The organism is Neptuniibacter marinus, from assembly GCF_001597725.1.
In the GTDB taxonomy this organism is placed as follows: domain Bacteria; phylum Pseudomonadota; class Gammaproteobacteria; order Pseudomonadales; family Balneatricaceae; genus Neptuniibacter; species Neptuniibacter marinus.
The window spans coordinates 71746-84237 of sequence record NZ_LUTR01000015.1 but is presented as its reverse complement, the minus strand read 5'-3'; the positions used below and the strand labels follow the sequence as shown (position 1 = coordinate 84237).

Genomic DNA, 12492 nt, shown 5'->3' with positions numbered 1-12492 from the left:
TCTGACTGACACCTACGCCTATACAACACCATGACCGAACTTCCCGACAACATCCTTCACCTGCCGCAATACCAAGTGCTGGGCTGAAATTTAACAGTCGATCAAATGAACTTCCAAGTGGATAGAAGATGATTGCTAGTCCAAAGTGCCGAATAACCAATCTAATTCTTCGAATAGAAGTGGCTACCGGCAGGAATTTCCTTTTACTACTATCAAGTATTAAATTATTTCTTCTGATGAGAAATTAAAATTGATTTTATGTCAGAAGAAGGTGTTTTTATTGCTAATTCAAATCCTGAAAAGCGAACGTTATCTTCTTTCGTGAAGTCTTCTATGTCATAGCGCTGATTCTCGATCACTTCGCCACTATCATTGATGATTTTCGCCAAGATATAACCGGGTTCGTCATTTATGTACATCCGCTTGTGTGTTAGGCGGCCTTTGATGACCACCATATTTTCAATACTCTCCGTTGATACATCTCGAATCGTTAAAGCCCGACTGCTCGTACTGGTAATTAAAGACGGGTCTACTGGAGGTACAGAGCCTGCAGCAAAACTGGCTTCACTTAACAAAACGCCGGTTAAAATTAGAGCACTAAAAAGACTTTTAACTTCCATAAATCACCTCATGAAATGGTTTGTAATGGCTAGTATGAAGAGTCAAAGTGATTGGAAGGTGAATTTAGGGCTTAAATATGATTTTTATCTCAAAACCTTATAATAAGGGAGATGATAAATGTTATGAAAAGTCTAATGGGATTCTAATTTGCACTCTGCATCCATGTGGAACAGCATTACTGATTTGTAATTGTCCAATATATTGCTGCACAATATTGCTAACTATATTCAATCCCAATCCATGCCCTGGAGCTTGCTCATCTAAGCGCACTCCACGTTCAAGTATTGAGGGAATATCACTTTCATTGTAGCCGGAACCATCATCAACAACTTGAAGGTTAAACATGCCCGACTGCATGGAAATTTCAATAGTTACCTGATGTGCGCACCACTTGGCAGCGTTGTCCATAAGGTTGCCAAGTAGCTCAAGAAAGTCACTTTTATCACCAGGGAAATAAGCTTTTTCACTGATTTTAAGTATAAAATCAATCTTCTTGTCAGGGTAAATTAACGTCAATGTGGATGAGAGATTATTAACAGTATCAGACAGAGAAAATGACTGCTTCTGACTACCCCGCCCAGAGATTCTGGCGCGTTTGAGTTCACCGTTTATAATGTAATTGAGCTGATTTATCTGATCGGTAAGTCTTAGTCTGTTTTCTGTAGATAAGCCGCTATCATTCTGCTCAATGATTTGGCGGATCACGGCGACAGGTGTCTTCAACGCATGAGAAAGATTACCGATGGCATTTTTGCTTCGCTCATTGCGGCTTTCCAAGTAACCAAGAAGTTGGTTGATTGCTTTTGCAAGTGGGGATATTTCAGCAATATTTGGCACAATCAACTTTGCTTTTTCCCCACGTTGGATCGCCTCAATTTGTTGGTAAACAGGAGTGATTTTAGAAAATGTTTCTCTGATTACTTTACGTTGAAGGTACATTAGTAATGCGAAGCTCAGAATCACAACCAGAAGCATAGAAAGATGAGACTGTTCTAATTCAACCAAGGAGGCCGTTATGTCTTGCATTACAATAAGGTTGAAGCCATCCGTATGACGCTTACTTAAAATAAGAAAATTTTCACCACTATTTTTTTCATACTGATAGATACCTTCAGTATTCAGCCAAGTTTTTATAGGAAGATCTGATATCAGCTTAGGGGCCGAGCTCCAACTGCTCGCACTGCTCTCTATGTAATAAAGATGGCTGCTGTGTTGTGGAAGGTTTAGGCTGACTGTGGAAAGGTTATTAGGTTTTGTTTTCTGTAAGTGTTTTAGCAAAGCCTCGCTTTCATGTTCTAACTGTTGGGTCAGGACATTCAGGTAGATCCTTTCAGCCCACAAGTGATTTAGCACTCCAAGAGATACGGTAATAATAGTCACTACGATGATAAAACGTTTTAGTAGAAGCTTTTCAATTGAAATCATACTAGGCCTTTGAAGCAGTACCCCTGAAACCGTTTGTTCTCAATGACTTTTTTACCCAATTTTTGGCGCAACTTACGAATATAACTTTCAACAATGTTACTTTCAGGTTCAGCATCAAATTGATATAGGCAATCTAGGAGTTGCTGTTTACTAAATAGACGGCCCGGATACCTAAGAAAATGTTGTAATAATCGAAACTCAGTATGGGTTAATGAAATTCGCTGATTCGTTGTTACTATAATGGCTTCTTGAGACAGTTCATCTAAACGTATTCCGCCTGCTTCCAATATTGGGCACTGGTGTGCTTTAGTTCTTCGCAACAATGCTTCTAAACGAACCAGTAATTCCTCTTGCCTAAATGGTTTGCAAACATAATCATCGGCACCGGCCTGAAACGTCTTAACTTTTTCCTCCCAATCATCACGGGCAGTAAGCACTAGAACAGGAATGTGTTGGTGCTGTTGGCGCCATTCTTGTAATAAGCTACGACCATTTCCATCAGGTAAACCCAAATCCATAATCGCTATGTCATATGTGATTTCGTTTGCCTTATACCGAGCATCCCTAACACTATTACTAAGGTCAACGAGATAACCTGAAGACTCTAAGCTGTGCTGTAATTGATTGGCTAACTGTAGATCATCTTCAATAAGCAGTAGGCGCATTTATATACACTCCGAGTTTAAGAAAATGCCTGCCAGCGATCTGGCAGGCATTTATACGGAATTACTCTTCTTTCTGATATTTATATTTTGAAAACGACTCATACAATGTAGGAATGATTAACATTGTTAACACTGTCGATGATAGTAGACCACCTACAACTACGGTGGCGAGGGGTTTCTGTATCTCAGAACCAATATCAGTCGACATTAAAATAGGAATCAATCCTAGCGCTGAGGTTAAAGCTGTCATTAAAACAGGTCTTAATCGAGAGCAAGCACCCTCATACACAGCTTCTGCCATACGTTGACCGTCTTGAATACGTAAGTTGATGCTTTCGACCATAACAACACCATTCAATACAGCTACACCAAACAGAGTGATAAAACCGATTGAACTTGGTACAGAGAGGTATTGACCTGAGATAAACAGCGCCGCTACTCCCCCAATCAGTGCTAATGGCAGATTAAGCAACACTAATGCGGCTTGCCCAAGGGAGCCGAAAGAGAAATACAATAACAGACCAATTAAAGCTATTGATAAAGGTACAACGAGCATTAGACGTGCTTGTGCTCGTTGCTGGTTCTCAAATTGACCGCCAATATCCACTGTATAGCCCGTAGGTAGTTCCACATCCTTTTCAATGGCAGTATAAATGTCATTGACTACGCTACCCATATCGCGGCCCTGTACGTTTGCCTGAATGACCACACGACGTTGTACATCATCTCTACGAATTTGAGGTGGTCCTTGTTCAATTGCTACCTGAGCAACATCACTTAGACGAACAATAGCACCGTTATTTGCTTTTAATCGTAATTGACGCAAACTAGTTGCTGAGTCGCGCTGATCTTTTTGTAAGCGAATATATATGTCATATCGTTCGTTACCATTAATGACCTGTCCCGCACTGATACCGCCAATACCTGTTTCCACCAAACTCATGACATCAGATACTGATAAACCATAACGGAACAGCTGCTCACGGTTAGGGCGAATAACTAATTGGGCTTCGCCTTCGACTTGCTCCATAGCAACATCTGTTGCTCCAGAAACCTCTTTAACAACACTTTCTATTTCACGCGCTTTTTCCGCTAGAGTATTTAAGTCGCTTCCGAAAAGCTTGATCGCTAACTGGGCTTTTACACCAGAAAGTAGTTCATCAACACGTGTCGCGATAGGTTGTGAGAAAGTAAATAATAACCCTGGATGAATGTTTAAACGTTTTTGCATTAATGCCTGTAGCTCTTGCCTGTTTGTGGCGCTGGTCCATTCATTAACAGGTTTGAGACCTATATATATCTCAATATTTGATACAGGTTCTGGGTCACCACCAATTTCAGCACGCCCTATGCGGCTCAATGCATACGTCACTTCAGGAAATGACAGCAACTCCTTTTCTAATTTTGGAGCAACAGATAAAGCCGATTCCATATTAGCGGAAGGTGCGAGTGTCACCCTAAGATTAATAGTTCCTTCTTCTAATTCAGGAACAAATTCTGTTCCTAGTTGTGGAAGAAGGGATAATGTGGCGATTACAGTAATACCAACAATTGAAAGTAGTGATTTACGTCTTTTAAGTACGACACGTAACAATTTGCGATAACCGCGATCAATCGGTTTAAGAATTGGACTTTCTTTTTCTCGAATGCCCGACTTAAATATCAAGCTTGCTAATGCGGGTACCACAATTAGAGCAACAAGAAGTGCTGATAGCATGGCAATTATGATGGTAATAGCCATCGGTTGAAAAAGCTTTCCTTCTACGCCTTCCAAACTGAACAATGGTGCAAATACAACAATAATAATCATTACTGCAAAAAACACAGGACGAGCTACTTCCTTTGCAGCTATTTTGATACGTAATGACATACCATGAGTATCATGCTCAACATCAAATGGGTCGTCCACACCTGGTGCAGTATGGCCTTCGTGACGTTTATCCGGGTGGGTAATATGTTTGAATATATTTTCCATCATTACAACGGCACCATCGACCATCATGCCAATCGCAATAGCTAATCCACCAAGGGACATTAGGTTTGCTGACATGCCGTAATAAGACATAAAAGCTAAGGCTAAACCAACTGAAAGAGGAATGGAGAGTAAAACGAGCGTTGTCGCACGGAAATTCAATAAAAATAAAGCAATTACAATAACAATAAATATGAAAGCTTGAGTTAACGCTGTGACTACCGTGTTGATTGCTTTTTTAACTAAATCCGATTGATCGTAGTATGGTTCAAAAATTACACCTTCAGGTAAAGCACGATTTATCAGCTCTATCCTGTTTTCGATTTCTTCGATTGTACTGTTGGTGTTACTCCCCATACGTTTAAGTACAATACCCGTTACAACCTCACCGTAATTTTCAATTTCGCCTTCAGCATTTTTGTGTGACATAGTGACGGCGCCTTGGCGTATTTCACTACCAAATTCAACATTTGCAACATCACCCACACGCACAAGTGTTCCATCAACTTCTTTTAAGGGAATATCTGCAATATCCTGTAAACCTTTACGGTCGCTGCGTAACCAACCAACACCCCTGACAACAAGTTGTTCCCCACCTCGGTCAAGATACCAACCACCTGCATTACGGTTGTTTGCTTCAATAGCATCAACAAGCTGCTCACTTCTGATGTCATAAGAGAGTAAGCTCTGTGAGTCTAGATTGACCTGATACTGACGTACCTCTCCACCAAAAGAGAGTACATCTGTAATACCATCAACAGGCATTAATAGTAGCTTTACAACCCAATCATTAAGGCTACGAAGCTTCATAACATCGTAATCGCTGCCGGGCTCTGCTTTTATAAGGTATTGATAAATTTGACCGAGACCAGATGTGTTTGGACCCATTTCAGGTACACCTACTCCTTCTGGGATCATCTCTTTTGCGACTTGAAGCTGTTCAAATACTTGCTGCCTAGCAAAATAAATATCGGTGCCTTCTTCGAAAACAACGGTTATACCAGCTAAACCCGTTTTAGAGATGGAACGGACCTCTTCAACATCAGGCATTGAATACATTACGGACTCAATTGGAAAGGTAATCAGCTGCTCAACTTCTTCAGCCGCTAAGCCTGGCGCTTCTGCATTAACTGATACCTGAATGTTTGTTACATCAGGAAACGCGTCCAGATTGAGTTTGGGAATTAGAAAGGCACTTCCAATTAACGCGATGAGGACAGAGATGACCACTATAATACGGTTACCAACTGACCATTCTATAAGTCTATTTAGCATTGGTTTTTCCTAGTGGTTATGAATATCAAAGCCAGCTTTTGCTTGCTCGGAAGCTAAAAAGAAAGTTCCGGATGTTACAACCTTGGTACCACGACCTAACCCGCTGACAATGCGTGAGCCGACCATTTCACCTAAAATTTCAACTTCTTCTAGTTTGTATTCACCCTCATCTACTTGAACAAAGACTCCCCAATCTCCATCTGGGGTTTTAGTGAAAGATGTCTCTGGCAGTACCATCTGTAATGAAAATGTTTCTGTTGGCATGAAAACACGCGCAAACTGTCCGGGGTGAAGCCTGTGATCACGATTATCTACGCTAATTCTGACCATACGTGTACGGGTAACTTCGCTAAGATTATGAGCAATCTGCAATAGGGTGCCATGATAAGATTCATCTCCGACGGTGAGGGTGATTTCAGTCCCTTTTTCTATATCTAATTGTTGATCTGCAGGGAGTTGTGCTTCTACCCAGATATCCTGTTCATCAACCAATGTAAATAAAGACTCATTGCTAGTGACAGTTTGTCCGATGAGAAAGTTATCTTGTTGAATAATACCGCTGTGTGGAGCTTTCAGAATGAACTGACCTAATGGGTTTTTGTTAGGTTTATTAACTTGGGCTTCAATTTCATCTGTAGACAAACCAAAGGCAATTACCTTAGTTACGCTTTGTCGAAAATTAGCTTCTGCACGGCTATAACGTTGTTTTCCAGATAAACTTTTCCCCATGCTTTTAACCAGCTCCCACTCTTTTGCGTTATTGCGAAGCTCGGTAAAACGATCTGCTAATTCATCAGAGAAAAGGGTAACAAGTGGATCCCCTTTTTTTACGTGATCACCTAATACAGCATGTCGCCTAATAACTTTTACGTCAGACTGAGCTGAAATAATGCTTGTTTTGTAACGGTTATTAACAACTTCACCATAAATGTTTTGCGTGTTTGCAACGTATTCTTGCTTTAGTTCAGTAACTTCTAAATCGATCATAGACTGCTGTTCTGGGGTAAGGTGCAATACACCTTCTTCTTCCTTATGTTCTTCTTCCTTATGTTCTTCCTCCCCTTCATGTCCTGCATGATCTATATCTTCTATCTCATGCTCCTCATGCTCCTCATGCTCATCCTCTCCTTCATGCTCTTGGTGATCATCTTCACCTTCGTGCTCTTCATGATCACCCTCATGGTCTTTATGTTCTGCCATTTCGCTTACAGAGTTCGTTACAGTGTTTATTTTTTCTTCATGATTTTCGCCAGCAAATGCAACGTTAGTCATGGATGAGACCATCATGCTGCTGATAACAAGAGGTAATATTTGTAGTTTCATCTTAAAATCTCAGAATATATTGGGCTGGTTCATTGTTGCTCTAACCAATGTATAAGTTGATTGCTACTGCTTAGCCATTCGATCAGGCTTAGGTTGGATTCTGCACTTAGGTTTACATCTGTCGCTAATGATGTATTGAGGCGCCGCAGGTTTTGCAGGTAATCAGAGGTGTTTAATTCCCCAATTTGCCAGAGCCTTTCTAATTTCTGGCTTAAGTGAGAGATACCTTTCTGCTGAGCCTTTTGCAAAAGGCTCTGTAAGCTTTTTTGCTGCTCAACAACATTCCAATTCTGTCTAAGTAAATTTTCTACTTCGATTAAATGTTGTGTAACTGCATAGTCTGAGGCTTTAGCATTAGATTCCGCTGCGCGTATTTCTGATTGATAATTATTACGTACATTTAAGGGGAAGGTGATTGAAAGAGCGAGAACATCATCATTCCCATCTTGCCCCATACCTAAGCCTAGAGTGGGCTCTGATTTACTCTCAGCTACGGACTGTCTAATTTGTAACTGGGCTAATTGAGCTTGTAAAGTGGATATTTTTACAAGATAGCTCTGTGTGCTTAGTGTGGAAAAATCTGGAGTAGTGGGAAGGTCATGCACTAATTTTTCAGGAAGTTTGAGAGACAAATCGCCTATTAAGCTTTGTTGTTGTGCTCTGCTTAACTGTAGATCTTTCTGTGCATTATTCTTTGCATTTATTGCATCAGACAATGCTACCTTCACAAACTCAAGGTCAAGCTGGTTAGCATCACCGGCCTGAATCTTTTGCTGAGTTAATTTAATTAAACGCTGGCTTATAACTAGTTCTTGTTCAGCCAGCTGTAATAACTCCTCAGCACGTCGTGTTTGTATAAGGCTGGTTAAGGAGTGTTTAGCTAATTCAGTTTTTGTTTGTTTATTTTGTAATGCGCTAATTTGTTCTTGAATAGCGGCAATCTGACTCCGGCTACTCCGCTTATCATATAAGTCTATCTTTTGGCTAAGTGTGACCTGATAGGCTCTATCAGTTTTATCGTCATAACTTATCTCCAATTCTGGATTATATATGGGCTGCATCGCAGCATCTTTTGCAGCTTTCGCACTATCTAAATTTGCCTCTAACTGCTGCCATTGTGGTGACTGCCCTAGACTCAGCAGTAGGCTTTTAGCCCAGTTAATATCTTGGGTATCTGCCCACGATGCCGCCGAGTAAGAGACTAGTACCGCTAAACCTATTTTTAATGTATGAGATTTAATTTTCATGATGAAATATCAGTATTTTTAGATTGAGTGATTACTTATTTCAGCTGGATGGAAATTTACTGAAACAGTCCAGTTTTCAGGCAGGGTATCTTTGAATTGGTAGTGGAATTTTGAGGCAAAAAAGCGTCGCTTTGATAATTTCTGTGGTGAGTAAGTTAGTGGCATCGTTTTAATAAGTTCAGAATTCTCATTCCGCACTTCCAAATCTACGTGCCCTTGACGCAGAGAGCGGGAAAGTTTTTTCTTTCTTATCTTGCCTTTTACTAAGCTGCCAATTTCATTGTTTGATAGGGTAACGGATTGAAAATGCGTAAACTTATTTGAGGTTTTAAATTTTAGTTCAGCTACTTCGGAATTTACTACTTGCCCTGCTTGCGCAGATAGCGAGCCTGTAATAAACGATAGTAGGATGATTTTAGTGACCATTATAATTACCCATTAGATTGGTAGTCATTAACTGACTATTTTGAAACAGAGTAATTGATGAAAATGATTTCAAAATGAATGAGTTGATTGAATGTGAGTCTTTGTCATTCGTTTACAGGCTTTCGTAAAATATTCAAGCCTGAATGGTTGTTTGTAGTTTCTATTTAAAATCAATAAGTTATAGAATAGTCCACGTAATGTTCTTGGGGCGCTTTTTTAGACAAAAAAAGAAGCCTAAAAAGGCTTCTTTGTTGATCCTAAATATCTTGTGGTAAAGCTGTTCCTTTGAAGTTAAGGGCTACTTTAGATGATTAAAACCAGGCTCTCACCCCAATAACAAATTGAACGTCACTGGTATCCTCTCCTTCTTCACGGGCATAGTCTGCGGTATTGCCGAATTTTTTCTCCCAATGGATTCCTATATAGGGTGCAAATTCCCTTTTGACCTCATAACGAAGTCGAATACCTGCTTCTATGTTCGAGAGTCCAGAACCGACTTCTCGTGCTTCATCATTTTTTCCGTGAAAATTAATCTCAATTTCAGGGGAAAGAACCCATTGCTGAGTGAGCATCATTTCATATTCGGATTCTAATCTCAGCGCTGATTGACCGTCTTCACCTATGAAAAGGCTTGCATCGGTTTCAAAGTAGTAGGGGGCAACGCCTTGTACCGCGACAACAGCCCAGTCTTGCGTGGGTTTGGGATAGAAATCATGCCGTATACCAAATTGAACATCCCAATATGGGTCAATCGCCTTGCTATAGAGAAGTTGCAGTTCTGCTTTCTCAGTTTCCCCGGTTGTGCGTTCACCTTCTGTTTTGAATACGAACTTATCAAGATCATACCCAGCCCAGCCTTGAACTTCCCAAGCAAACGGTTTACCAGAACTTGCATCCCTTTTTTCTAGTTGATCTATGGTTACCATGGTCAGCAAAGGGTCGTCTTTTCCTCCTGCTTCAGCTTGAAAAGGAAGGGCCGACATGGCTAAAATCAACGTCTTTTTTAAAATATTATTCATCGTCTTCTCCCTTTTAGCTAACGTGAACTTCACGGAACATACCAAGCATGTGATAAATCAAGTGACAGTGATATGCCCACTTGCCCTTAGCATCAGCGGTGACTCGATAACTAATTTTTGCTCCCGGCTGTACTACGACCGTGTGTTTACGAGGGATATATTTATCATCCCCTGTTTCTAGATCACTCCACATGCCGTGTAGATGCATAGGGTGGTTCATCATGGTGTCATTAACAAAATTAATTCTGACTCGCTCCCCATATTTCATCTGTATTGGATCAGCATCACTGTATTTAACGCCGTTGATTGACCACATATAGCGGCTCATGTTGCCAGTGAGGTGGAGATCAATTTCACGAGTTGGATCGCGCGGGTCAGGCGTTGGATTGAGGTTTTTTAGGTCTGCATAAGTTAAAACACGCCTTCCATTGTTTCGTAATCCTACCCCAGGATCATCTAGTCGATATTGAGGATCGTCTGCGCGCATATCAACATGCGGGCCATATTCCGTGTCTGCATGCTTAATTCCAGGAGATTGCATAGCATTATTCATGCTACCTACGGCCCCCATAGAATGTTGAGAATGATCCATCTTTCCGGAGCTTTGCATATTATGTTGAGAATGATCCATCTTTCCGGAACTTTTCATATTATGCTGAGAGTGATCCATCTTCCCGGAGCTTTTCATATTATGTTGAGAATGATCCATCTTCGCAGAGCTTTGCATATTGTGTTGGGAATGATCCATTTGAGAGGTACCCCCCATATTATGCATGCTGTGGTCCATGCCCATACCCATATCGGTGTGAGTAAGTAGAGGCACAGGATCAAGCGCAGGTACTTCACCCGTTAAAGAATAATCAGGTGTGAGCGTTCCTCTAGCATATCCTGAACGATCAATAGCTTGAGCGAAAACTGTATAAGCCATGTCGTGTTCTGGCTCTACGATCACATCATAGGTTTCAGCAACACCAATTCTGAATTCATCAATTGATACTGGTTGAACATACTGACCATCAGCAGCGACAACTGTCATTTTTAGGCCAGGGATTCGAACGTCAAAAAAGGTCATTGCGGCACTGTTAATAAAGCGGAGTAATATTTTTTCGCCTTTTTTGAATAATCCTTTCCAGCCTTCTGCAGGTGTGACGCCGTTTATTAGGAAGCTATAGGTGTAGCCGGTTACGTCAGAGATATCTGTTTGGCTCATACGCATGACATTCCACATCTCTCGTTCGCGAAATGTAGCTTCAGCCCCTTTTTCTTTAATATCTTTCCAGGTGTCATTGAGTGTTCTTTCGTTGAAGTTGTAGTAGTGGCTCATCTTCTTCAACTTTGCGTATACATCATTTGGATCTTCGTCAGTCCAATCGGATAACATAACGACATAATCACGATCATAGGTATAGGGTGGTGGTTCTTTAGGCTCGATAACTATTGCGCCATATAGTCCTGTTTGCTCTTGGAAACCTGAATGGCTGTGATACCAGTAGGTGCCTGATTGAGTTACTTTAAATTGATAGTTATATGTTTCACCTGGTTTAATCCCCGCAAAGGATAAGCCAGGGACGCCGTCCATTTCTGGTGGCAATATTAACCCATGCCAATGAATAGAACTGTCTTCAGCTAAAGTATTGGTTACACGTAATGAAACTGTTTCTCCTTCCTTGAAGCGTAAGACAGGAGCTGGTAAAGAGCCATTTACCGTTGTTGCGTACCGAGGGGCTCCTGTGAAATTAACCGCTTGCTTCCCTATTGATAGGTCAAAATCGTTACCTCTCAATTCGGGTGTGCCCATTTGTGGAGCTGCGGCGAATAATGATTGGGACTTAAAACCGAACCCAGCTAATACCCCACCCATTGCCAATCCGGTAACGAAACGGCGTCTGCTTGGATTAATGCTTTTTGGAAATGACTGCTTTTTCATCTGAACCTCCTTACTGACTATTACCGACTTTTATTGTTGTAATCATTCCTGCCTCGTAGTGCCCTGGCAGTGTACATGCGGCCAAAAAATTTCCTACGGAAGTAAACTTCCATATTAGTGTTTTGGTTTCTCCTGATTTTAAAGATAGAGCATTGCTGTCAGAGTGCTTCATATTAGGCATTCCTTGCATTTCTTTGCGGTGCATTTCAATTTTGTCTCGCGTACCTAGTACAAATTCGTGATGTATCTGCCCTGTGTTTGTTACGGTGAAACTTACAATGTCTCCTTTTTTTAGGTCTAAGGTATCTATGCTGAATCTCATTTGATCATTAGCGGTCAAGTTCAATGCTTTAGTTACCTCGGTGCTTTTTCCTGGTATTCCTATGGAATCGTGTTGCCCCTTCATTTCATTGTGATGTTGTATTGAGTCAGCAATAGGGCTTGCTACTCCCGCAAAAGCAGAAGGGGAGATTAGTAACATTGTTAGTAGTGCTGCTGAGAAACTCTTTTTCATTTTGAACCTCACTTAAAAAAAGAACTGGTCGGCCGCTTAAAGCATTTGTGACAGTTGCGGGGGGTGAAACCCGACCAG

General features: G+C 41.0%; 10 protein-coding genes. All 10 read right to left on the bottom strand.

Annotation, left to right across the window (positions count from 1 at the left end; genetic code table 11):
* Positions 1-224 precede the first annotated feature (224 nt).
* Positions 225-620 (bottom strand): hypothetical protein, encoded by a 396-nt coding sequence (locus tag A3774_RS11210; RefSeq protein ID WP_067867235.1) that lies wholly within the window; start codon positions 618-620, stop codon positions 225-227.
* Positions 621-741: 121 nt separating this feature from the next.
* Complete coding sequence (locus tag A3774_RS11205) at positions 742-2046, bottom strand: sensor histidine kinase (protein WP_067867233.1); 1305 nt, start codon at positions 2044-2046, stop codon at positions 742-744.
* Complete coding sequence (locus A3774_RS11200) at positions 2043-2711, bottom strand: response regulator transcription factor (protein ID WP_067867231.1); 669 nt, start codon at positions 2709-2711, stop codon at positions 2043-2045. Before A3774_RS11200 ends, A3774_RS11205 begins: the two co-directional genes overlap by 4 nt.
* A 61-nt stretch (positions 2712-2772) precedes the next feature.
* Entirely contained in the window at positions 2773-5958 is a 3186-nt protein-coding gene (locus A3774_RS11195) for an efflux RND transporter permease subunit (RefSeq protein WP_067867230.1), read from the bottom strand.
* Positions 5959-5967: 9 nt separating this feature from the next.
* Positions 5968-7281 carry an efflux RND transporter periplasmic adaptor subunit gene (locus A3774_RS11190; RefSeq protein WP_067867228.1) on the bottom strand — a complete coding sequence of 438 codons (1314 nt, stop codon included), beginning with the start codon at positions 7279-7281 and terminating at the stop codon, positions 5968-5970.
* Between the two features lie 29 nt (positions 7282-7310).
* On the bottom strand, positions 7311-8528 hold the full coding sequence (locus A3774_RS11185) for a TolC family protein (protein ID WP_067867226.1): 1218 nt from the start codon (positions 8526-8528) through the stop codon (positions 7311-7313).
* An 18-nt stretch (positions 8529-8546) separates the two neighbouring features.
* A complete protein-coding gene (locus A3774_RS11180; protein ID WP_067867224.1) occupies positions 8547-8954 on the bottom strand; it encodes a hypothetical protein in 408 nt (135 codons plus the stop codon).
* A 311-nt stretch (positions 8955-9265) separates the two neighbouring features.
* Positions 9266-9973, bottom strand: a complete 708-nt coding sequence (locus A3774_RS11175) for a copper resistance protein B (protein ID WP_067867222.1) — start codon at positions 9971-9973, stop codon at positions 9266-9268.
* 13 nt (positions 9974-9986) lie between these two features.
* On the bottom strand, positions 9987-11900 hold the full coding sequence (locus tag A3774_RS11170; RefSeq protein ID WP_067867220.1) for a copper resistance system multicopper oxidase: 1914 nt from the start codon (positions 11898-11900) through the stop codon (positions 9987-9989).
* Positions 11901-11910: 10 nt separating this feature from the next.
* On the bottom strand, positions 11911-12414 hold the full coding sequence (locus A3774_RS11165) for a cupredoxin domain-containing protein (protein WP_067867218.1): 504 nt from the start codon (positions 12412-12414) through the stop codon (positions 11911-11913).
* Positions 12415-12492 lie beyond the last annotated feature (78 nt).

Bases quoted from the DNA above. Each gene is read 5' to 3' on its own strand.
- A3774_RS11190 (WP_067867228.1), bottom strand. From the start codon at position 7,281: ATGAAACTACAAATATTACCTCTTGTTATCAGCAGCATGATGGTCTCA.
- A3774_RS11210 (WP_067867235.1), bottom strand. From the start codon at position 620: ATGGAAGTTAAAAGTCTTTTTAGTGCTCTAATTTTAACCGGCGTTTTG.
- A3774_RS11195 (WP_067867230.1), bottom strand. From the start codon at position 5,958: ATGCTAAATAGACTTATAGAATGGTCAGTTGGTAACCGTATTATAGTG.
- A3774_RS11170 (WP_067867220.1), bottom strand. From the start codon at position 11,900: ATGAAAAAGCAGTCATTTCCAAAAAGCATTAATCCAAGCAGACGCCGT.
- A3774_RS11175 (WP_067867222.1), bottom strand. From the start codon at position 9,973: ATGAATAATATTTTAAAAAAGACGTTGATTTTAGCCATGTCGGCCCTT.
- A3774_RS11180 (WP_067867224.1), bottom strand. From the start codon at position 8,954: ATGGTCACTAAAATCATCCTACTATCGTTTATTACAGGCTCGCTATCT.
- A3774_RS11165 (WP_067867218.1), bottom strand. From the start codon at position 12,414: ATGAAAAAGAGTTTCTCAGCAGCACTACTAACAATGTTACTAATCTCC.
- A3774_RS11205 (WP_067867233.1), bottom strand. From the start codon at position 2,046: ATGATTTCAATTGAAAAGCTTCTACTAAAACGTTTTATCATCGTAGTG.
- A3774_RS11185 (WP_067867226.1), bottom strand. From the start codon at position 8,528: ATGAAAATTAAATCTCATACATTAAAAATAGGTTTAGCGGTACTAGTC.
- A3774_RS11200 (WP_067867231.1), bottom strand. From the start codon at position 2,711: ATGCGCCTACTGCTTATTGAAGATGATCTACAGTTAGCCAATCAATTA.